Origin of the sequence: Bacillus sp. EE-W1 (assembly GCF_009760835.1) — a bacterium.
Classification (GTDB): Bacteria; Bacillota; Bacilli; order Bacillales; family Bacillaceae_G; genus Bacillus_A; species Bacillus_A wiedmannii.
Genome location: NZ_WIPE01000073.1, coordinates 119636 through 141605, shown reverse-complemented (window position 1 = coordinate 141605; position 21970 = coordinate 119636). Strand labels below are relative to the sequence as shown.

The following is a 21970-nucleotide window of genomic DNA, read 5'->3' as shown; positions in this document are numbered from 1 at the left end:
GACGGTGAAAGCAATCCCGACTGATGTCCTGAGTAAAGAATTAATGGAAAGAGAAGGAGTTATATCTATTACAGTAAAGGAATTTGAAAAGATAGAAGTAGCTGGAGTAGTAGTCGCTGGTCCGGCAGTTATTTTGATTAATCAAGATTAAGTACATATTATTGAAATAAAAAGCATCCATCTAGGATGCTTTTTATTTGTATACAAGGAAGAATATGATGGATAATTGCTTTACTGGAGGGAAAGTCTGTGGCAATTATTATAACGATGTTAGTAATGGGAGTTTTATTAGGATTTGTTGGAGCAGGGGGAGCTGGTTTTATTATCGCAATACTCACTTTAGTATTCCACATTCCTATTCATGTTGCGCTTGCAACGTCTTTAACTGCAATGGCATTTACGACATTATCTGGGGTTATAAGTCATTATCGTGAAGGAAATGTTGTAGTTACTATAGGAGGGATTGTTGGTGGATGTGGAGCACTTGGTTCTTATATTGGTGCAAAGCTTGGTTCACTTATACCACCGCATCTTCTTCATTGGTTTACAGCTGGGATGTTATTTTTATCTGCAATTTTTATGTTTGTTAAATTAATTAAGTTTCAAAATAGGGAAGAACTACTTTTAGCAGAAATTAAAGATTTTTCGAAAGACAATATAATGAAATGTATATGTCTCGGATTAGTCACTGGAATGATGGCTGGTTCATTTGGGATTGGTTCTGCACCATTTATTCAACTTGGATTAATGGCTCTATTAGGATTAACAATCCAGCAATCTGTAGGAACAACAATGCTTGTCATATTGCCGATTGCGATTGGAGGTGGGCTAGGATATAGTTCAGAAGGCTACCTAGATTATATACTGTTATTGCAAGTATTAATGGGCACGATGTTAGGAGCGTATATCGGGGCGAAGTTTACAAATTATGCACCACGTATGCTTTTGAAGCTTTCAATGATTATGACACCAGTTGTAGCTGGATGTATGTTATTGATGGAATAAAAATAATATAGCAAACTAATATGTTTTACGAATGAATTATGTAAGTAATTCATATTTCCCATATAAAAGGATTTACTTTAATATAATGAGTGTAAAGTTCGAGTATTCGAAGTACTACTTGAATTATATCCCTATCCCTTTTCTAAAAATGCGAACAAGTTTTGCCCTATTCTATTCAATAATTAATTGCATAGAAATATATTGTTCGATGACCATTATGGAACGTACATAATGGGAAAATCCCGATCCTTAAAGAGGATGCCCCTAATCTTCATGTGAAAATATGATCGGATAAGAAAGCTGACCAATTTATGGTCGGCTTTCTTTTTGTTCAAAAGTTATTTCTTCTTTAATTTCTGTTTGCAATAATAAAGCTTTTCCGAAACGACGTTTACATTCCGCACGCACTTTTTCAATGGCTAGTAGCTGAGTAGTGGCGGGAACTGTTACGATAGCTTGGCGTGGTTTTCGATTTTCTTCACAAAAGACACATTCCACAACATATTTAGAAATCATATTTTCATCCTTCCGTTTTTAATTTCTAAGAAGGGATTGTCTATGAAGTTAATGTGATTTTTCGTCATTAGTTTACTTTTTTCCTCTTTTTTCAAGGAGAAAATGATAAAAAAGGTGAATTTTTGTAGGGGAGGGATGTATATGGAAAGATGGATAGGTTGTGCAGCAGTATGTATAAATGAAAAAAATGAAGTTTTAATGGTGTTGCAAGGGCAAAAGGGTGAAGAAAAAAGGTGGTCTGTTCCAAGTGGAGGGCTTGAAAAGGGAGAGACACTAGAAGAATGTTGTATTCGAGAAGTTTGGGAAGAAACAGGTTACAATGTGGAAGTTGTAAAGAAAATATACGAAAAAGAAGGTATTACATACGGGGTTCCTGTATACATTCATTATTATGTCGTTAAAAAAATAGGCGGTAGTATGAAAATCCAAGATCCTGATGAGTTAATACATGAAATTGCTTGGAAGAGGATAGATGAAATGAAGGAATTAACGCTATCTTTCCCGGAGGATTATGAGGTTTTAAATAAATATATAAATAAAAAAGCGAGTGTTTAAACACTTGCTTTTTCAATGTATCCACGACAAGAAAAGCGGAACGATAACTAAACTAGCTCCTGCTGTTAAAAGCATAGATAAACTTGCAATGGTTCCTTCTACAGGGCCGATTTCGAATGCTTTTGATGTACCGGTTCCATTTGCGCTAGTGCCTAACATAATGCCTTTTGCGAGCGCTGTTTTAATACGGCATATACGTATGAGAGCAGGTCCGAGCAATGCTCCTGTTAACGCAGTTAAAACAACAAATACAGCTGTTAATTGTGACATACCACCGATCATTTCTGAAATGGCCATTGCAATTGGTGTCGTTACAATATGAGGCGCTAAACTATGTTCTAACGATGAATCAATTTGAAAATAATTAGCTAGTAGTGCTGAAGTAATAACTGATAAAAATGAGCCGACAATGACATTAAGTAAAATAGCTATTCCATGTTTCTTGAGTAAATCAAAGTATTTATAGATTGGCCATGCGAAAGCAACTGTTGCAGGCTTTAATAATTCTGTTAACCATTGACCACCTGTTTCATATGTTTCATAAGTTGTGTCTAGTCCGAGTAATAAAGCAATTAAAATAATAGGGCAGACGAGAAGAGGAGAAAGTAAGCTCCAATTCCAGCGTTGATACATTTTCTTCGATATCCAATATGTGAATAGTGTTAATAGTAAACAAAGAAAGCCGATCATTGTGTTGATCCTTTCCGCTTTAGTAGCAATTCTGTTAGGAGTCCTGTAGCGAGAGTGACACAAAGTGTACTAATCATAATAATTAAAATGAGATCGATTCCATATTGTGATAGTGTATCTTTGTAGCGTATGACAGCGACTGCAGAAGGAATGAAAAATAAAATAAGTTCTTTTAATAAAAAGTCTGCTCCGTCCTGTACCCACTCTTTTTTCACTAGGTTAAATTTTAATGAAATTAACAATAAAAAAATACCGAGTATACTTCCTGGAACTGGGAGGTGTGCCTGTTTTGCAATCCATTCACCTGTCCAAGCGAAACAAAATAATAATAAAATTTGTCCGCTTAATTTCCACCATTTCATACAGTACCCACCTCTTTCTTTTTTTACATAAAAATTGTAAAAAAGAATTAACAATTTCTACTATACGTTCATTCGAAAAATTTGTCTAATATATAAATTATATGTTATTAATATATTAGATGTATTAATTGAAAGTGAAAAGGGTGTCCAAAATGGAATTACGGCATTTGCAATATTTTGTTGTAGTGGCAGAGGAGTTACACTTTGGACGAGCAGCTGCTCGTTTACAAATGACACAACCACCGCTTAGTCAACAAATTCAGCAATTAGAAAAAGAAATGGGAGTTATGTTATTTTCAAGAACGAAGAGAAAAGTTGAATTAACAGAAGCTGGAGAAATGTTTTTAAAAGAAGTAAAAAAAGCGTTCGAACAAATTGATAAAGCAGTAGAAGTTGCACAAAGTGCCCAAAGGGGAGAAGTGGGATCACTTTCAATTGGTTTTGTAGGTGCGGCGATATATGATATTTTACCATCTATCGTAAGGGAGTATAGAAAGAAATTTCCGAGAGTGTCTGTTGCATTACATGAACTGTCAACACCGGATCAGGTGCATGCACTTCACGATAACCGTATTGATATTGGCTTTTTGCGTCCGCCAATTCCAACGCAATTACTAGAGTTAGAACCAATTCAAAAGCTTTCTTGTACGTTATGTTTACCGAAGGCACATCCACTTGCTGAAAAGGATGAAATACATATTGAAGATTTAAGAGACGAACCGTTCGTATTTATTACGAGACCGGTATGGCCAGCGTTATACGATACAATTTTATCACTTTGCCGCGACGTAGGATTTAGTCCACACATTGTACAAGAAGCAACGGAATATCAAACAGTTATGGGACTTGTAGCGGCAGGAATCGGAATTACGGTAATACCTGTATCGGCGAATAAATTGTATAAAACCGAAGTCGTATATAAAGAGTTATGTGATTCTAATTTTGTTGCAGAAATGTCAGTAGCGTACAAAAAAATGAATACTAATCCAGAACTTTTAGAGTTTTTGAAAATTGCAAGAGAGAAGAAAAGAATAGAAGTTGAGGATGAGATTAATTAATTTGTTAAAAAGTACACCTCGTTAAACACTAAAGCGGAAATGCAATATAATTGCATTTCCGCTTTAGTGTTCTTTTTTTAGTTCTATACTAAAGAGATAAACATGTTCGTTTTTTTGTAATAGTTGGTCAATAGCAGTTTTTTCCTCAAGCATTGGAATTCTTACGGTTTCTTTATTCGTTTTTATTATAGCCGCTAAAGTCGTCTTTTGATTGTATGTTAAGTTTATAGCAGATTGAAGAGTAGTAGAGGTAGAGCTATTTATGATTGGAGGTGCTTCTTCAGGAGCGAGCATGGAACTACCTTCAATATTAACATACCAATGTTTTTGCACTTGTACATCTTTATCGAGTTGGGATTGAGGTGGTAAAAAAGAAAGCTTTACTTTCTTTTTTTGAAAATGGGAGGTAGCTATATTCGCAATTACGTTTGTTTTTTTACCATTTTGATAATAATCAATTGTAGCATGTATTTCATCTTTTTCATTTTTTAGGGTAACGTTATAAAACATGCTGTCTCCTTCTTGAAAAGGAGTCATTTGTAAAATAGAAGATTGCTCTTCTGTTAATTTGTATGGCTCAACAATGGCGATCTCATTGTTTTTAAGTGAGCTACAACTTGTGAGAAATAATAAAAATAAGATTGATAGTAATTTTATGCGCATGCAACCCCCTCCTTTTTACAATTATATTCTGAATATGATTTATTTTCCATTTTATTTTCTAGGACTAAAGACTTAGAAAAAATTCAGATTGTAGTGCGATGTTTAAAATGTCATATTTTTATACACTAGTAGTATAGAATGAGTATGGTATGAAGTAAGGTAGGGGAAGAACATATGTCTTTATGTCAGTTAGTGAGAAAAAATATAAGAACATTTGCTGCCAAAAGGATGAAGCAATTCATGTGGGTTGCTATGAGTACTATGATTTTATTTTTTATGATATCGCTCCAATTTAATGAAGGAGCTATTGGGAAATTAGAGACTACACTTTTATTTCAAATGAGCTTTTACATGCTGTTTATTGTATTCATTTTTATTTGTATTTTTACTACATATAAAATAACGTTTTCTCTTCTGCAAGTGAGGAAAGAGGAAATTAAATCTTATGTAGCAGAGAGTAGGAAGAGAAATGACGTACTATGTTTATTATGTCAGGAGCAATTATTTATTTATGGAGCAGCGTTTGTTTTTGGATTAGTGAATGGGATGTTATTTTTGAAATTATTTACGATTATCTTTATGAAAATAGCAGGAATACAAGGGATAAATAGTGCACCGATTACAATATATGCAATAGTAGTTGTTAGTATAATTATGATTGTGGTCGTCCTATTATCGATGATGCAATGTTTTCGATTTGTTCAAAGTTTACAAGATTAAAATTCGTTTTAATTTAAGGAAAAGGCATGAGAAATCATGCCTTTTCTTATTTTACACATAAAAATAATCATGTTACAGTGTAAAGACCTGACAAAGAATGGGAAGGAAAGGTTGTATAGTATGACAAATGAACAATCAATTGTAAAGGTTGAGCGGTTAACGAAGCGAATCGGTTCAAAGACACTTGTAGAAAATATTAGTTTCGAAGTTAAAAAGGGTGAAGTAGTTGGCTTGCTCGGACCAAATGGTGCTGGAAAAACGACTTTAATGAGAATGATGGTCGGCATGATTCGTATGACAGAGGGTGAAGTTTGGATTGACGGTCAATCTGTAAAACAGCAATTTGAAAGTACTGCTGCGAAAATTGGAGCAGTAATTGAGACACCGGAATTTTATCCTTTTTTGAGCGGCTATGAAAATTTAACATATTTCGGACGAATGAATGGTAACGTGACGGAAGAACGTATCGATGAAGTAGTGAAATTGTTAGGGATGGGACAAGTAATTGACCGAAAAGTAAAAGCATATTCACTCGGCATGAGACAACGTTTAGGAATTGCTCAAGCGCTTATTCACGATCCAGATGTATTAATATTAGATGAACCAACGAATGGATTAGATCCTAGTGGAATACATGAAATGAGAATGTACATAAAGAAAATTGCACATGAACAAGGGAAAGCGGTACTTGTATCTAGTCACTTACTTTCAGAAGTTGAATTAATGTGTGATAGAGTTATCATTATTCAGCATGGAGAATATGTGGCGACGCAAAATATTCAGCATAATCAAAGAGAAGAGATGGAGACAATCCGTATACGTGTAGATGATGCGAATAAAGCAGCAGAAATGTTAGACCAAGATGTTTTAATAAAAGGTAATGATCTACTTATTCATGTAAAAGATGAAGAAATCCCAAATGTTATTCGTATATTGCTTGAGAAAAATATTCAAGTGTATCGTGTATATGAAGAAAGAAAAACGTTAGAAGAGCAATTTTTAGAATTAACAGGGGGAAAAGATATTGTTTAATTTAGTGTATAACGAACTGTATAAAATATTTAAGCGAAAGCGAACGATTATTCCCTTTGCAGTTATTGCAGTATTAATAATTGGATTAGGGTGGGTTACGGTAAAGTATTTAGAACCGGAAACAAAAGGATGGAAAGCCGATTATACAGAACGAACTGTAGAAATAGAGAAAAAGCTAGGTATGAAAAAAGAAGCTATATTAGCAGAACGATCTGGGGACGAGCTTGTAAAGGAATATCAGCTTAAGATGAAGCATTTAGATACAGATACAGCACCGGCAAGCAGTTCTCCGCTTTCTTTCATGAGAGATACAGGTTTTATCGTATTTCCAATATTGCTCCCATTTATCCTCGTGTATGCAAGTACAATTTTTGCGAATGAATATAGCTGGGGAACATATAAATTTTTAACGATACGACCAGCGAGTCGATTTAAAATTTTGACAGCTAAATTTTTAGCAATTGTGATATTTGCAGCGTTATTGTTTATATTTAATATGATTTTCTCCACTTTATGTGGACTTGTTATTTATAAATTCCAACAGCCTGCATGGAGCGAGCTTATTTTCCAAGATGGAAATATTATAAAACAAAATATTTTTGTGGAAGCTAGTAAGTATTATATCTTATCGTGGTTGCCGACGATTGTGTACGCAGCGTTTGCATTTATGATTTCTGTATTAACAAGATCTAGTGGAGGCGCGATTGGTATTTCACTATTTCTTGCTTTATCAGGAAATATTGCATTATTAGCAGCGACTAGATATGATTGGGCGAAATATTTATTGCCAGCAAACACAGATTTATACAGTATTTCAAAGAATGGAAGTTTTATTGATGGAGTAACATTCCCGTTTGCTTCATGTATGTTATTACTATATTTATTTGTATTTTTAAGCATTTCCTATACAGTATTTTTAAAACGCGATTTAACTTAAAAAAGGAGCCGTTAAGTATTTCTTAACGGCTCCTTTTTTATGCAAATTGTTTAAGTGCTTTTTCAGCTAACAAAGCGAAGTATTCTGCACTTATAGGTAATGCTTGCTCATCTACTGTAAAAGCTGGATGATGCCATTCATGTGTACCACTCGTTCCCATAAAAACGAATGAACCAGGTATTTCTTGTTGATAAAAAGAAAAATCTTCTCCGGCCATTGACGGGGTAGGAGAGATGATATTTAAATTCATTTTTTCAGCAACTTGAGAGGATAAGTTTGTTAAAGATGTATCGTTATGAACAGCAGGAGGACCTGCATAAAAACGAAATTCTGTTTTTACACCTAATGCATCAGAAACTCCTTGAATAATACGTTTCATTAGTGCAGGAATCTTTTCACGTGTTTCAGTTTGGAATGTACGTACAGTTCCTTCCAGCGTTGCTTTTTCAGGAATTACGTTCCACGTATTTCCTGAATGGATGTTTGTGACACTGACGACGGCATTATGTGAAGAGCTTATATTTCGGCTTACAATTGTTTGGAGTGCCATCACGATTTGAGAGGACGCGACAATAGGGTCTACCCCAGCATCAGGTACAGCTGCATGTGTACCAACTCCGTGAATTTTAATTTCAAATCGATCGACCCCGGCCATCAGTGGACCATCTTTAATACCGATTGTACCTACTGGTAAATCAGGTTTATTATGCATACCGAAAATAGCTTGCACGCCATGTAAATGCCCGGCTTCAATTATTTTGCGAGCACCATTGCTACTTTCTTCAGCTGGTTGGAATATAAAGCGTACAGTTCCGCTAAGAGAAGATTCTTTTTCTTTTAATAAATAAGCGGCACCTATAATAGCAGCTGTATGAAAATCATGCCCACAAGCATGCATTTTACCGGGAATTTTTGAAGCGTACGGTAAATGTGTTTCTTCTTGAATAGGAAGGGCATCAATATCAGCACGGATTGCTATAATTGGTCCGCTATTATTCCCTGAAATTTCAGCAATAACGCCTGTTTCTAAACTAGAATTTATAATCGTAATGTTTTTCTCTTCTAACCAATTTTTTATAGTCTTCGTCGTTTCAAATTCTTCGTATGATAATTCTGGATGCTCATGTAAATTTCGACGAATAGAAATTAGCATCTCAGTTAATTGCTCTAGATTTGCTGCCACGTATAATGCCTTCTTTCTTAATTAATGTATTTACATTAATTATACAATAAGAAAAGAGAGGATTCTCAAATGAAAATCCTCTCTCGTTTTATGCTGCCAATTTTTTGTGTGTATGATGTTTATGATAACGCCCACGCATTGCATAGGCAATTTGCGGGATTGCAATACCGATTAAAATAAGTGATACACCGATCCATTGTGAAGATAGCACCGCTTCTTTTAAAACGAATACAGACATAATTGTTGTAACTGGTAGTTCTGCTGCACCAAGAATAGTCGCTAAGCCAGAACCGATCTTTGGAATACCGATTGTAAAGGCGATAGAAGGAATGACGATACTAAATGTTCCTAATCCTAAACCGTATTTCCAAAGTCCTTCAGAAATTGCACCGCTAAAAATAAATGTTGGCGGGAATACGATCATTACTAAAGTTAAAGCGCCAGTCATTAAGAGAACACCGCGCGGTAATGAAGGTACTTCAACAGCAACTTTTCCGCTCACGAAAATGTATGTTGCGAATGTAACAGCAGATAATAAACCTAGTATGATTCCAGTCATATCGAAATCACCTGCTGATTTTTCTAGTAAACCACTTGATAAAAATGTACCTGCAAGTAAGAAAATAACGGAAATAACCTTTTCTCTTGAAGGTAATGTTTTTGTTGCGACTGCTTCAATAATAATTCCGACCCAAACGAATTGGAATAAAAGTATAATTGCAATAGATGCTGGTACAGTTTTTAATGAAGCATAATAAAAAATTCCAGTAAAACTTGCAGATGTACCTGCAACGAATAAAATTAACGCTTGTTTTAATGGAACACGATGTCTAGAAAATAGAAGAGTAATAGCAAGCAAAATAATCCAACCGAACAAATATTGGCTGCCAATTACCTCTCCAAGTGAAAATCCTTCTGCATAGGCAAGTTTAACGAAAATAGCTAAAATCCCATAACTACACGCTCCTAATAAAACTAAAAGAGAATAACGAAGCATGAAAAATTCCTCCCATCTATATGAAATTGTTCCTAACGGACATATATAACTAGAGGGAAGTATACAAAATTAAAAATAAAGGGTCAAATAAAAGAAAAGTGTGACATTTTATAGAATAATAATAAAAGTATGATATTTATGCATAATCTTGAAATTAGTAATAATAAAAGTATTGTAAAATCAGCTTCGTATTGTATAAAGACAGCATTTGAAAAAAATATTTTTTAGGGATATAGAAGGGTAGTCCATTATAGTGTGCTAATCATTTGAGAAACTATGTTACCTTTGTTATGTTAATAACAATTAGAGAAGTTTCTTAGTCCAATTAAGATTGTTCTATATAATAGAAGGAAATGAAAACGTTTTATTAGAAACTGTTTGTAAGGGTAGTTTTTCTTATTATCACGTTGTTAAAGTGAGTTCACGAATTGTTCATAGTATTTTTATGTGTTTTTGCTACAATATGTAAGGAGAGGAGTGGAATCATGCAAGATATTAGTATTTTTTTAGCGTTTGGCGCTGGATTTTTATCATTTATTTCCCCATGTTGCTTACCGCTTTATCCGGCATTTTTATCGTACATAACAGGTATGTCGGTTTCTGAGTTGAAAGAAGAAAATGCAATGCTTCGCAAAAGAAGTATGATACATACAGCGTTTTTCTTACTTGGATTTTCAATTATATTTATTGCAATTGGATTTGGTACAAGTTTTATTGGAGGCATCTTTACAAATTATAAAGATTTAATTAGACAGTTAGGTGGTATATTTATCATCGTGTTCGGTCTTATTATTGTCGGTGTGTTTAAGCCAAAGTTTTTAATGCAAGACCGTAAATTTACGTTTAAAAATCGTCCGAGTGGCTATTTGGGATCCGTTCTAATTGGGTTGGCCTTTGCTGCAGGATGGACACCATGTACTGGACCTATTTTAGTGTCTGTAATTGGATTAGCTGCAACAAATCCAGAATCAGCAATGATTTATATGATAGCATACATACTTGGGTTTGCTATCCCATTTTTCGTACTATCATTCTTTATTACGAAAATGTCTTGGATTAAAAGAAATAGTATGAAATTCATGAAGATTGGAGGATATGTTATGATTGTCATGGGTATCTTCCTATATTTCAACTGGATGACGAAAATTATCGTATATTTCTCAAGTTTATTTGGTGGTTTTACCGGTTTTTAGTATTATTCTGTGAAAATGTTGGAAATACTAACGGAAAAGCATATAATGAAAGTATATTTTGCATATAGCCACAAAAAAGGATGAGAAAATATGAACATAGTTGTTTTATCCAGTATCGTTGCTGTTTGTATGGCTGTTGGTGCGATGTTTATTCGTTTAAAAGCAGCTAAGAAACCGGCAACATTGAAAAAAATTATACTCCCACCATTTTTTATGAGCACGGGAGCGTTGATGTTTGTTTTTCCTGAATTTCGATTAACTCCAGCAGAAATGTTAGAAGCAATTGGCGTCGGTTTGTTTTTCTCTATTTTTCTTATTAAAACATCTAAATTTGAAATTAGAGGACAAGAGATTTATTTGAAGCGTTCAAAAGCATTTGTTTTTATATTAATTGGATTACTTGTCGTGCGGATTGTATTTAAAACATACTTAAGTCAATCTCTTGATTTAGGACAACTTAGTGGCATGTTCTTCTTACTGGCGTTCGCGATGATTGTGTCATGGAGAATTGCTATGTACCGTTCCTTTACGAAATTACAGAAGGAAATGGAAAAAGAAGATGGTTTTTATAATGAAAAAGATATGAAATTAACTTAAAAACTGTATATGTATAAAATAAAAAGACAGCGTCAAAGGCGCTGTCTTTTTTATTGAAAATAATGTGAAGTTATTTTGCGAGTAAAGACTTATAGTTTGAATAATCAATCTCTTTTTCTTGTAGTTTTTTTACTAAAAATTTATGATCACGCTTCGGTGTAGCAATAATATATCCTTTGATAATTAAATCTTGTGTAATTTGAGAGGCTTTTTCTTGTAATGCCAGTTCTCCGATTTTGCCAGCAATTTTTGATTTAGCAACATCGCGAAATAGTTCTGGAACAGGACTTACGAGCTCTTCTAACAATTGTTTTTGTTCTTCATCCCATAAATGTCTAGTTTTATTAATATAGTGCTCTTCCCAATCTAAAATGGACATACCATCTTCTTTAGGTAATCGTTTTAGGAATTTTCTGAACATAAAGTATCCACCGATAGACATAAGTCCTAATAAAATAACAGTCCATAGCACTATGAACCAACTGAACCATCCTTCGAGCAAGCTTATCCCCCCTTAATGATTGCGGTTTTCTTTTATTCATATTATAAACAGTGATATTCATAGAAAGCAAGAACGCCTGGTCAATTTGACCAAGCGTTATCATTTAAACAAAGTATAGTTGTTCAACACATAAATTATTATTATCATCTTCTACATATTCAATGATTAATGTGCCAACTTTACGATCTTTATCTTCAGTTGTGAAAATAGAGTAAGAAGTAAAACGTGCTGTTGATAGGCCGCTTATATGTGTAGGTAAAGAAATGTAGTCGTTATCGCGGAAGAATTCCATCAGTTCAATATCTTCAAATTCTTTTCGATCAACTTGTTTGTTTGTATAGCGGCGTTGAAGTTGTTTTAAAGACTCATTCCAAGAAATTGCTTTTGTATCGTATACCATTGTTCTATCTCCTTACTGTATGTAATCATTAAGAACATACGTTCTAAATTAGTATACTCTTTTTATTAGAAAAGGGAAAGCAAAAAATAATGTAAGCTTGGATTTCCAAGCTTACATTATTGATGCGTCCGTCATAATCTCTATTTTTATTATAAGTTAGATAAGATTAAGAAACAAGATGATATATATTCTGTTTATAGTTTTCAAAATTCTGTATATTATAGGTGTACTAAAGTGCAAGGGAATGAGAGGAATGGCATATGTAATTTCACTCCAAGGACCGATGGCAAGTGGGAAAACAACATTGGCTATAAGGTTAGAGCGATGTGGATTTTCAATTATATATGAAAATCCATATCCAATTGTAGAAAAGAGAAAACAATTAAATTTGGATATGAATTCAAAAGAAGGGTTTATTATAAATCAAAAAATGTTCATGGAAGCAAAAATAAAGGAGTTTCAAAATGTGAAAGATTCAGTCGTGATTTTTGATCGCGGACCAGAAGATATTGAATTTTATACACTCTTTTATCCGAAAATGATAGGGAAAGAGTGGGATATAGAAACAGAATTAAAAGATGAATTGTATAAATTAAGAGAATGCTGTTCGGATGCAATTTTTTATTTAGATGTTACGAAAAAGAATGTATATGATAGAAAAAATAATGATAGGACAAGAAACCGCAGTACATTTGAAGAACTATTTAAATTAGTAGAAACTGAAAAAGAATGGTATAAACAATTTCCTGTAACTTATGTGGACACGAATACATTAACAGTGGATGAGTTAGAAGCATATTTTATGGGCTGGTTAAAGGAGAAAGGACTATGAAAAAAATATTATTATTCGTATACCCAACATTTGCGGAGTTTGAAATTACAGTAGCAACAGCATTGTTGAAAAAGAAATATGAAATCATTACTGCGGGCTTAACAAAAGAGTTGATTATAAGTGAAACAGGATTGCAAGTACAACCGCATATAGAATTAAGTGAAGTGCGTGTAGATGAATATGAGGGGATTATGATTCCAGGGGGAGACGCAGTACATATGAAAGACGCAGATATTCTCTTTTCAGTCATTCGCCAATTTTCTGAAAAAGTAAAATTAGTAGCTGCGATTTGTGCTGGACCGTATGCGATAGCAAAAGCAGGCTTATTCAAAGACATCTCGTATACAGTGACTATGGATTATAAAAAATTAGATTGTTTTCCAGTAGAAAATTTTGTGTATGAAGAAGTTGTGCGACACTCAAATATTATTACAGCACAGGGGCATGCATTTGTACCATTCGGAATAGCGGTTGCTTCTTATTTTGGAGTAGCGAACGAACATAATATAAATTTTTACGGTGGTAAGGGCAATATGATGCTGGAGAAACTTTTACATGAGAATGTATAAAAGCTAGCATTTGCTAGCTTTTTTCTTTTTTACATCGATAAATGGCTAACGTTTTCGGGTCGCGCCATATACCGTTATGAAGTGACAATTCATTTTCTACTTCTTCTTTTAGCCATTCCTTCATTTCGGCGTGAAGATATGTATTATCAGGTATATTTAGCGATGGAAACATGCTAGAAATATAGTTTACAATCGGAGTAGCATGATGAAAAACGAGAGCATTATGAATAACTGTTTCTTCAACAGTTGGAAAAACAGACTGTAATATCTCTTTACCATTTTCTAAACAAAATGGAGTGACTGATGATGTTGTTTTTGGTAAATCAAATGCGTCTAACATGCGGTTACACATTTCAACTATACGAGGTAATGTAACGTCAGAATTTGTTGTAGCTAAAAGTGAGCCTCCGGGACGAATTACTTTATGGAATCCTTGAACTGTTTTTTCGACATCTTTCATGTGATATAACATATGTCTTGCGATGACCCAGTCATAGCAATTAGCTTCAAAAGGAAGTTTACCAGCATCACCTAGTCTCCATTCAATTATGCTATTCTTTATTGCAGCTTCAGAAAGCATCGTTTTCGATTGATCAAAACCGGTTAGTTGGCCTTTATGACCGTTAGTTTGTAAAAGGGAAAGAAAATTTCCATTAGCACACCCAACCTCTAATATTTTTTCTTCTCCTTGAAGTTGTAAATGTTCCATGACGAGTTCATCTAAATTCATTTGTTTTTCTTCGTAATGTTTATGCGTATCGATACGTGTCTGTAAATGGTTGCTTACGTTATATTGGCGTTTTACATCATTCATTTTTTCACATTCCACCTTCGTGCAAAATTGCTGAATCGCGTGTGTTAATACGTCGGTTTTCCTTAAACCTTCGTAATGGAGTGCAGCTTCAAACCTTTCAAGTAATTTTTCTTCAATTCGAAAATGAATATCTTTTCGCTTCTTCATTGAAATCTCGCCCCTTTGCATCTGTTAGTGAGACTATAGCACGCCTGAAAAATTCGTGTAAATAATTTGTGTACACAAATGGAGGGGATGAAAAAATTGTTCGAATGTGAGTTTAAACTATTGACGATTTAACCGTTTTCATATATTCTTAAATTAAGAAATATTCAAATAATTAAAAGAAATGAGAGAGTCACATGCTTCTTCAAGGAACACATCGAATTGGTCGTATGGCCATGTTGTTGGCACTTGCGGATGAGAATGAAAGCCCTGTATTATCTATTCCAAAAGGTTGGAAGTATTGTACGGGGAAAGTGGGTTCGATGAATTCGCAAAAAGTTGTAGCAGCAATGGAAACAGCGGCTAAGAGCACCCAAGTTATTGAAACAGATGTTTACAGAGAAACACATGCACTTTATCATGCAATTATGGAAGCTTTGTACGGAGTGACGAGAGGTCAAATTCAGTTAGCAGACGTTCTTCGTACAGTAGGACTTCGCTTTGCGATTGTGCGCGGTAGACCATACGACGGAAAAAAAGAAGGCGAATGGGTTGCTGTTGCATTATATGGAACGATTGGTGCACCTGTAAAAGGATCTGAGCATGAGGCGATTGGTTTAGGAATTAATCACATATGATTTGCCCATAGTCTATTAGTTAGAAGGGGGCCTTACTTTTTTAGGACAGAAGTCTGTCTTAAAAAGATAAGGTCCCCTTTTGCCTTTTTAAGGAGGAAAAAGAATGATTACGTTAACAGGACACACATTGACAATTGAAGAAATGAAGAGGTTGTTACTTGAAGGGGAAGGTGTAACAGCTTGTCCAAATAGTATGCAAAAGGTGGCGGAGTGCCGCGAAGTTGTTGAGAAAATTGTAGAGGACGGAAAAGTCGTTTACGGTATTACAACTGGATTTGGAAAGTTCAGTGATGTGCTTATTCAAAAAGATGATGTAAAGGCACTTCAACACAATTTAATTCAGTCACATGCATGTGGTATAGGTGATCCATTCCCTGAAGAAGTATCACGCGGTATGTTAATTTTACGAGCGAACACGATGCTAAAAGGAGTATCTGGTGTTAGACCACTTGTTGTAAATATGCTTCTTGAGTTTGTAAATCGTAAAATTCACCCAGTCGTTCCGCAACAAGGGTCACTTGGTGCGAGTGGCGATTTAGCACCTTTATCTCATCTTGCGCTTGTATTATTAGGCGAAGGTGAAGTGTTCTATAAGGGGAAACGCGTTCATGCGATGGTTGCTCTTACAGAAGAAGGTCTTGAACCGATTGAACTTGAAGCGAAAGAAGGGCTTGCATTAATTAATGGTACGCAGGCGATGACAGCGCAAGGAGTTCTTTCTTATATAGAAGCAGAAGCAATGGCGTATCAAGCTGAATTCATTGCTTCGATGACAATTGAAGGATTACAAGGCATTATTGATGCATTTGATGAAAATGTTCATAAAGCGCGTGGTTATAAAGAGCAAGTGGAAGTAGCGAGCAGAATTCGTAACATCCTTCATGATAGTAAATTAACAACAAAACAAGGAGAACTACGAGTACAGGATGCATATTCACTTCGCTGTATCCCGCAAGTACACGGTGCTTCTTGGCAAGTTTTAAATTATGTGAAAGAAAAATTAGAAATTGAAATGAATGCAGCAACAGATAATCCGCTAATCTTTGATGGCGGAGAAAAAGTAATTTCGGGTGGGAATTTCCATGGTCAACCGATTGCGTTTGCGATGGACTTCTTAAAAGTAGGAATGGCGGAACTTGCAAATATTTCAGAGCGTCGTATTGAGCGTTTAGTAAATCCGCAATTAAATGATTTACCTCCATTTTTAAGTCCAGAACCAGGACTTCAGTCTGGTGCAATGATTATGCAATACGCTGCAGCGTCACTTGTTTCTGAAAATAAAACGTTAGCACATCCAGCGAGTGTTGATTCAATCCCGTCATCAGCTAACCAAGAAGATCACGTAAGTATGGGAACAATCGCTTCACGCCATGCACATCAAATTATTCAAAATGTAAGACGTGTTCTTTCAATTGAGATGATTTGTGCGATGCAAGCAGCGGAATATCGCGGTATTGAAAACATGAGTACAGTGACGAAGAGCTTCTACCATCAAGGCCGTCAACAAGTACCTTCTATTACAAATGATCGCATATTCTCAACGGATATTGAAAATATTACGCACTGGTTAAAAACGAATTATTCGATAAAAGAAAGATTAGATGTAAACGCGGCACTATAAAATGAGAAAAGGGAGAGATTGAAATGGAAAAAGTTAAACAAACAATTCGCGCGCCAAGAGGTACTGAATTACAAACGAAAGGGTGGGTTCAAGAAGCTGCACTTCGTATGTTAATGAACAATTTAGATCCTGAAGTTGCTGAAAAACCAGAAGAATTAGTTGTATATGGCGGAATTGGCCGTGCAGCTCGTAACTGGGAAAGCTACCATGCGATTGTAGATTCATTAAAAACGTTAGAAAGCGATGAAACATTACTTGTTCAATCAGGAAAACCAGTTGCAATCTTTAAATCGCATGAAGATGCACCTCGCGTTCTTTTAGCGAATTCAAACTTAGTACCAAAATGGGCGAACTGGGATCACTTCCGTGAACTAGAGAAGAAAGGTCTTATGATGTACGGACAAATGACAGCAGGTAGCTGGATTTACATTGGAACACAAGGTATTTTACAAGGAACATATGAAACGTTTGGCGAAGCGGCACGTCAACATTTCGATGGTTCATTAAAAGGTACATTAACACTTACTGCCGGCTTAGGTGGTATGGGTGGTGCACAACCTCTTGCTGTAACGATGAACGGCGGTGTTGTCATTGCTATTGATGTTGATAAGCGCAGCATCGATCGTCGTATTGAAAAGAGATACTGTGATATGTATACAGAATCATTAGAAGAAGCATTAACGGTTGCGAACGAGTATAAAGAGAAGAAAGAACCAATTTCAATTGGTTTATTAGGAAATGCGGCAGAGATTTTACCAGAACTAGTGAAGCGCAATATTACGCCAGATTTAGTTACGGATCAAACATCTGCTCATGATCCATTAAACGGTTATATTCCAGTAGGTTTCACATTAGAAGAAGCAGCGAAACTTCGTGAAGAAGATCCAGAACGTTACGTACAATTATCAAAAGAAAGCATGACAAAACATGTAGAAGCAATGCTTGCTATGCAAGAAAAAGGCGCAATTACATTTGATTATGGAAATAACATTCGCCAAGTTGCTTTCGATGAAGGTTTGAAAAATGCATTCGATTTCCCAGGATTCGTTCCAGCATTTATCCGTCCATTATTCTGCGAAGGAAAAGGACCATTCCGCTGGGTAGCACTTTCTGGTGATCCAGAAGATATTTATAAAACAGACGAAGTAATATTACGTGAGTTTGCGGATAATGAGCATTTATGTAACTGGATTCGTATGGCTCGTCAGCAAGTTGAGTTCCAAGGTCTTCCATCTCGTATTTGTTGGTTAGGTTACGGTGAGCGCGCGAAATTTGGTCGCATCATTAATGAAATGGTGGCAAATGGTGAATTATCAGCACCGATCGTTATCGGCCGTGACCATTTAGATTGCGGATCAGTAGCATCTCCAAACCGTGAAACAGAAGCGATGAAAGACGGTAGTGACGCAGTAGCCGATTGGCCAATTTTAAATGCATTAATTAATAGTGTAAACGGTGCGAGCTGGGTGTCTGTTCACCACGGTGGTGGCGTTGGTATGGGTTATTCACTTCACGCTGGAATGGTTATCGTTGCAGATGGAACAGAAGCGGCAGCAAAACGTATTGAGCGCGTATTAACTTCTGATCCTGGTATGGGTGTTGTTCGTCACGTTGATGCAGGATATGACTTAGCTGTGGAAACTGCGAAAGAAAAAGGCGTTAACATTCCAATGATGAAATAAGGAGGAGAAAACATGCTGGACACTTTACTAATAAATATCGGTCAATTACTAACAATGGATCAAGAAGATGGCTTGTTAAGACGGGAAGCGATGAACACGCTTCCTGTTATCGAAAACGGTGCGGTTGGAATTGAAAATGGCGTAATTACTTTCGTTGGAACAGCGGAAGAAGCTAAAGGATTACAAGCGAAAGAAGTTATTGATTGCGGCGGGAAAATGGTTTCTCCTGGTCTTGTTGATCCGCATACTCACCTTGTATTTGGTGGATCTCGTGAAAATGAAATCGCACTAAAATTACAAGGAGTTCCGTACTTAGAAATTTTAGAACAAGGCGGAGGTATTCTTTCAACTGTAAATGCAACGAAACAGGCGTCGAGAGAAGAACTTGTTCAAAAAGCGAAATTCCATTTAGACCGTATGTTATCTTTCGGAGTTACAACTGTAGAAGCGAAGAGTGGTTACGGATTAGATGATGAGACGGAATGGAAACAATTAGAGGCAACTGCACAATTACAAAAAGAGCACTCGATTGATTTAGTTTCCACATTTTTAGGTGCTCATGCAGTTCCGAAAGAGTATAAAGGTAGATCAAAAGAATTTTTACAATGGATGTTAGACCTACTACCAGAAATGAAAGAGAAGCAATTAGCTGAATTCGTTGATATTTTCTGTGAAACAGGTGTGTTCTCTGTTGAAGAGTCAAAAGAGTTTTTATTAAAAGCGAAAGAGCTTGGGTTTGATGTGAAAATTCATGCAGATGAAATTGACCCTCTTGGTGGCGCGGAAGCAGCGGCTGAAATTGGTGCAGCATCAGCGGACCATTTAGTTGGCGCTTCTGATAAAGGAATTGAAATGCTTGCAAACTCTAATACAGTAGCGACTTTATTACCAGGAACAACTTTCTATTTAAATAAAGAAAGCTTTGCTCGTGGACGTAAAATGATTGATGAAGGTGTTGCGGTTGCTTTGGCTACAGACTTTAACCCAGGTAGTTGTCCAACTGAGAACATTCAGCTTATTATGAGCATTGCAATGCTCAAGCTGAAAATGACACCAGAAGAAGTTTGGAATGCAGTAACAGTTAACTCTTCTTACGCAATTAATCGTGGCGATGTAGCTGGGAAAATTAGAGTTGGTCGCAAGGCAGATTTAGTTCTATGGGATGCTTACAATTATGCTTACGTACCGTATCATTACGGCGTAAGTCATGTAAATACAGTATGGAAAAATGGTAATATCGCATATACAAGAGGTGAACAATCGTGGAGCACGGCCACTATTTAAAGAAAAATGCAAAGTTTATCGATCGTGAAGTGACGAAATGGAGTGAGATGATTAAAGATTGGGAGGAAGGCTTGGAAATATTCGGTGCTGCCTTAATTGGAGCACCCCTTTCTAAACCATCTATTAGTCATTCAGGAGCAAGTTTTGCACCAAAAACAATTCGTTCAATGTTAGATGCATATAGCACGTACGCGATTACAGAAGAACATGATATGAAAGAAAGTGTCTTATATGATTGCGGCGATATTACGATGCATGTGACGGATATAAAAGAAAGTCATAAGCGAATTGCGAAAACAGTTGGTCATGTAACGAAAGTAAATCCGAACATGATACCAATCGTTCTTGGTGGTGACCATTCGATTAGTTTTCCGAGTATAACAGGGTTTGCAAATAGTAAAGGGAAGGTCGGCGTTATTCAATTTGATGCCCATCATGATTTACGTAATTTAGATGATGGTGGCCCATCAAATGGGACACCGTTCCGTAGTTTACTAGAAAATGATGTCATTACAGGAAAACAACTCGTTCAAATCGGAATTCGTAATTTTTCAAATGCACGAGCGTACCATGAATATGCAAAAGAACATGGCGTGACAGTGTATACAATGAAAGATGTACGAGAGCGACAAATCAAAGATATTATCACAGAAAGTATTGAAGTATTAAGAAAGCAAGGCGTGACTTCTATTTACATTTCTCTTGATATGGATGTACTAGATCAAGCATTTGCACCAGGTTGTCCAGCAATTGGTCCTGGCGGTATGGATAGTACGACTTTACTTGATGCGATTGAATTTCTTGGTAAAGAACCGCTCGTTCAAGGGATGGATATAGTAGAAATTGATCCAACCCTTGATTTCAGAGATATGACGAGTCGAGTAGCTGCACAAGTGATTATGAGTTTTCTTTTAGCGAGAGAGACAGTACGTAAGCAGGTAAGTGTATAGGCGTGAAATTAATAGGGAATGTTTAACGATTCCGTATAAAAAACACATTACTATTTATATGTAGTAATGTGTTTTTATGTAAAAAGAGAAGGTGAAATTAGAATGTATATATGTGAGGAAAAGTTAATAAGATTGCGGGTTTTTAATGATATTTTACGAAATTATTTTCTTAGTTCGAAAGGATTGACATTAAAAATAATTTTATGATAAAATAAAAATTTTGCTAAAAAATTGATTGTGTGTTAAGATTGAGAAGGTTACCATATATGGAGGTGGATTATTTGTTTCAAATTGGCGATAACATTGTTTATCCAATGCAGGGAGCAGGTATAATTAAAGCCATAGAAGAGAAGGAAATCACAGGAGAAAAACAACAATATTATGTTATAAAAATGTCGGGTAGTAATATGGAAGTAATGATTCCGGCAGGGAGAATATTGAGCTCAAATATACGACCAGTCACGGATATAACGGCAATAGCACACATATTGGATATTTTTCAACATGGAGAATCTGATAGATTACTTACGTGGAAACAAAGGTATAAATTGAACACTGATAAAATAAAGACGGGTAAAATACAAGAAGGTGCTGAAGTTGTACGTGATTTATTACGTATGCAGAAAGAAAAAGCACTTAATGCAAGCGAAAAGAAAATGTTAGATAACGCACACGAATTTTTGATTAGTGAACTGGGATTAATTGAAGGTATCACAGAAAGTCAAATAAAAAGCTTTTGTTAAGATTCATTACAAATAATGTATTAGATCCCAAAAAAGGTTTTGAATTTTTTGGGAACATAATTATAGAGAATTAATCATTTCAAAGACATTCAATTCTTTCAAACCACTTTTAGAGCATTAACCTCTTTTGTTATTACTACAATCAAATCCATTTTTATTTTTTAAATTCTTTACGAATATTCGAAGTTTAATTAAACACTTCGATAGAATAGTTACTTGATTTTTGCAATCCTGATTCACACTGGCACGGACGAGGAGCCGTAAGGATGAAAGAGAGGTAGGG

Annotated in this window: 27 protein-coding genes; 18 read left to right on the top strand and 9 right to left on the bottom strand. The window is 35.5% G+C overall.

The genetic code is table 11. The features are described 5' to 3' along the window. The first annotated feature begins 4 nt into the window (after positions 1–4). Together GFJ36_RS19145 and GFJ36_RS19140 are read left to right on the top strand one after the other, a co-directional pair. Positions 5–151 carry a BC1881 family protein gene (locus GFJ36_RS19145; RefSeq protein WP_000644411.1) on the top strand — a complete coding sequence of 49 codons (147 nt, stop codon included), beginning with the start codon at positions 5–7 and terminating at the stop codon, positions 149–151. Between the two features lie 98 nt (positions 152–249). Further along, positions 250–1005 carry a sulfite exporter TauE/SafE family protein gene (locus GFJ36_RS19140; protein ID WP_088064225.1) on the top strand — a complete coding sequence of 252 codons (756 nt, stop codon included), beginning with the start codon at positions 250–252 and terminating at the stop codon, positions 1003–1005. A 309-nt stretch (positions 1006–1314) separates the two neighbouring features. Here GFJ36_RS19140 and GFJ36_RS19135 read toward each other — a convergent pair whose 3' ends face one another. Beyond that, the gene (locus GFJ36_RS19135) at positions 1315–1521 is read right to left on the bottom strand and encodes a DUF3903 domain-containing protein (RefSeq protein ID WP_000624203.1); all 207 of its coding nucleotides are present in this window, start codon (positions 1519–1521) and stop codon (positions 1315–1317) included. Positions 1522–1662: 141 nt separating this feature from the next. On the opposite strand from GFJ36_RS19135, the gene GFJ36_RS19130 reads away from it, so the two are divergent. After that, positions 1663–2076, top strand: coding sequence for an NUDIX hydrolase (locus GFJ36_RS19130; protein WP_088064224.1), 414 nt, complete (start codon positions 1663–1665; stop codon positions 2074–2076). Between the two features lie 12 nt (positions 2077–2088). Here GFJ36_RS19130 and GFJ36_RS19125 read toward each other — a convergent pair whose 3' ends face one another. Together GFJ36_RS19125 and GFJ36_RS19120 are read right to left on the bottom strand one after the other, a co-directional pair. After that, positions 2089–2766, bottom strand: coding sequence for an LrgB family protein (locus tag GFJ36_RS19125; protein WP_088064223.1), 678 nt, complete (start codon positions 2764–2766; stop codon positions 2089–2091). Then, entirely contained in the window at positions 2763–3128 is a 366-nt protein-coding gene (locus GFJ36_RS19120) for a CidA/LrgA family holin-like protein (RefSeq protein WP_088608932.1), read from the bottom strand. The genes GFJ36_RS19125 and GFJ36_RS19120 overlap by 4 nt, the downstream gene beginning before the upstream one ends. A 152-nt stretch (positions 3129–3280) precedes the next feature. On the opposite strand from GFJ36_RS19120, the gene alsR reads away from it, so the two are divergent. Continuing rightward, the gene (gene alsR, locus GFJ36_RS19115) at positions 3281–4186 is read left to right on the top strand and encodes an acetoin biosynthesis transcriptional regulator AlsR (RefSeq protein ID WP_000423221.1); all 906 of its coding nucleotides are present in this window, start codon (positions 3281–3283) and stop codon (positions 4184–4186) included. A 63-nt stretch (positions 4187–4249) separates the two neighbouring features. On the opposite strand, the gene GFJ36_RS19110 is transcribed toward alsR, so the two are convergent. After that, complete coding sequence (locus GFJ36_RS19110; protein WP_098082516.1) at positions 4250–4849, bottom strand: histidine kinase; 600 nt, start codon at positions 4847–4849, stop codon at positions 4250–4252. 174 nt (positions 4850–5023) lie between these two features. Here GFJ36_RS19110 and GFJ36_RS19105 point away from each other — a divergent pair, with 174 nt between their 5' ends. The 3 genes from GFJ36_RS19105 to GFJ36_RS19095 all read left to right on the top strand — a co-directional run bounded on the left by GFJ36_RS19105 (position 5024) and on the right by GFJ36_RS19095 (position 7538). Then, complete coding sequence (locus GFJ36_RS19105) at positions 5024–5569, top strand: ABC transporter permease (protein WP_097889936.1); 546 nt, start codon at positions 5024–5026, stop codon at positions 5567–5569. A gap of 120 nt (positions 5570–5689) precedes the next feature. Beyond that, positions 5690–6601: an ABC transporter ATP-binding protein gene (locus GFJ36_RS19100; RefSeq protein WP_000180637.1), complete on the top strand. Its 912-nt coding sequence runs from the start codon at positions 5690–5692 to the stop codon at positions 6599–6601. Continuing rightward, positions 6594–7538 (top strand): ABC transporter permease, encoded by a 945-nt coding sequence (locus tag GFJ36_RS19095; RefSeq protein WP_000482782.1) that lies wholly within the window; start codon positions 6594–6596, stop codon positions 7536–7538. Before GFJ36_RS19100 ends, GFJ36_RS19095 begins: the two co-directional genes overlap by 8 nt. 37 nt (positions 7539–7575) lie before the next feature. Here the strand turns inward: GFJ36_RS19095 and GFJ36_RS19090 are convergent, their stop codons facing one another. Beyond that, on the bottom strand, positions 7576–8721 hold the full coding sequence (locus GFJ36_RS19090) for a M20 peptidase aminoacylase family protein (protein ID WP_097889933.1): 1146 nt from the start codon (positions 8719–8721) through the stop codon (positions 7576–7578). An 88-nt stretch (positions 8722–8809) separates the two neighbouring features. Continuing rightward, positions 8810–9718 carry an EamA family transporter gene (locus tag GFJ36_RS19085; protein ID WP_087982059.1) on the bottom strand — a complete coding sequence of 303 codons (909 nt, stop codon included), beginning with the start codon at positions 9716–9718 and terminating at the stop codon, positions 8810–8812. A gap of 331 nt (positions 9719–10049) precedes the next feature. Here GFJ36_RS19085 and GFJ36_RS30135 point away from each other — a divergent pair, with 331 nt between their 5' ends. From GFJ36_RS30135 to GFJ36_RS19075, 3 genes are all read left to right on the top strand, one after another. Continuing rightward, positions 10050–10187: a peptidase T gene (locus tag GFJ36_RS30135; protein ID WP_079999649.1), complete on the top strand. Its 138-nt coding sequence runs from the start codon at positions 10050–10052 to the stop codon at positions 10185–10187. Between the two features lie 16 nt (positions 10188–10203). Continuing rightward, a complete protein-coding gene (gene ccdA, locus GFJ36_RS19080; protein WP_001152685.1) occupies positions 10204–10911 on the top strand; it encodes a cytochrome c-type biogenesis protein CcdA in 708 nt (235 codons plus the stop codon). 90 nt (positions 10912–11001) lie between these two features. After that, a complete protein-coding gene (locus tag GFJ36_RS19075) occupies positions 11002–11508 on the top strand; it encodes a CcdC family protein (RefSeq protein ID WP_001028637.1) in 507 nt (168 codons plus the stop codon). Positions 11509–11578: 70 nt separating this feature from the next. On the opposite strand, the gene GFJ36_RS19070 is transcribed toward GFJ36_RS19075, so the two are convergent. Both GFJ36_RS19070 and GFJ36_RS19065 read right to left on the bottom strand, forming a co-directional pair. Next, on the bottom strand, positions 11579–12010 hold the full coding sequence (locus tag GFJ36_RS19070) for a DUF2621 domain-containing protein (RefSeq protein WP_000889390.1): 432 nt from the start codon (positions 12008–12010) through the stop codon (positions 11579–11581). A 103-nt stretch (positions 12011–12113) separates the two neighbouring features. Then, complete coding sequence (locus GFJ36_RS19065) at positions 12114–12410, bottom strand: hypothetical protein (protein ID WP_000262403.1); 297 nt, start codon at positions 12408–12410, stop codon at positions 12114–12116. Positions 12411–12663: 253 nt separating this feature from the next. On the opposite strand from GFJ36_RS19065, the gene GFJ36_RS19060 reads away from it, so the two are divergent. Beyond that, positions 12664–13242: an AAA family ATPase gene (locus GFJ36_RS19060; protein WP_097889932.1), complete on the top strand. Its 579-nt coding sequence runs from the start codon at positions 12664–12666 to the stop codon at positions 13240–13242. After that, entirely contained in the window at positions 13239–13811 is a 573-nt protein-coding gene (locus tag GFJ36_RS19055; protein WP_088608927.1) for a DJ-1/PfpI family protein, read from the top strand. Before GFJ36_RS19060 ends, GFJ36_RS19055 begins: the two co-directional genes overlap by 4 nt. Positions 13812–13824: 13 nt before the next feature. Here the strand turns inward: GFJ36_RS19055 and GFJ36_RS19050 are convergent, their stop codons facing one another. Beyond that, the gene (locus GFJ36_RS19050; protein WP_141542802.1) at positions 13825–14772 is read right to left on the bottom strand and encodes a class I SAM-dependent methyltransferase; all 948 of its coding nucleotides are present in this window, start codon (positions 14770–14772) and stop codon (positions 13825–13827) included. A 194-nt stretch (positions 14773–14966) separates the two neighbouring features. On the opposite strand from GFJ36_RS19050, the gene hutP reads away from it, so the two are divergent. The 6 genes from hutP to GFJ36_RS19020 all read left to right on the top strand — a co-directional run bounded on the left by hutP (position 14967) and on the right by GFJ36_RS19020 (position 21687). Further along, the gene (gene hutP, locus GFJ36_RS19045) at positions 14967–15407 is read left to right on the top strand and encodes a hut operon transcriptional regulator HutP (protein ID WP_000926520.1); all 441 of its coding nucleotides are present in this window, start codon (positions 14967–14969) and stop codon (positions 15405–15407) included. 103 nt (positions 15408–15510) lie between these two features. Further along, a complete protein-coding gene (gene hutH, locus GFJ36_RS19040; protein WP_000631836.1) occupies positions 15511–17028 on the top strand; it encodes a histidine ammonia-lyase in 1518 nt (505 codons plus the stop codon). Between the two features lie 23 nt (positions 17029–17051). Next, entirely contained in the window at positions 17052–18710 is a 1659-nt protein-coding gene (hutU, locus tag GFJ36_RS19035; RefSeq protein ID WP_000416700.1) for a urocanate hydratase, read from the top strand. Positions 18711–18722: 12 nt separating this feature from the next. Then, on the top strand, positions 18723–19994 hold the full coding sequence (hutI, locus tag GFJ36_RS19030; RefSeq protein WP_097889929.1) for an imidazolonepropionase: 1272 nt from the start codon (positions 18723–18725) through the stop codon (positions 19992–19994). Beyond that, positions 19973–20944: a formimidoylglutamase gene (gene hutG, locus GFJ36_RS19025; protein ID WP_097889928.1), complete on the top strand. Its 972-nt coding sequence runs from the start codon at positions 19973–19975 to the stop codon at positions 20942–20944. The genes hutI and hutG overlap by 22 nt, the downstream gene beginning before the upstream one ends. 281 nt (positions 20945–21225) lie before the next feature. Beyond that, positions 21226–21687, top strand: a complete 462-nt coding sequence (locus GFJ36_RS19020) for a CarD family transcriptional regulator (protein ID WP_170771247.1) — start codon at positions 21226–21228, stop codon at positions 21685–21687. The last annotated feature ends 283 nt before the right edge of the window (positions 21688–21970 follow it).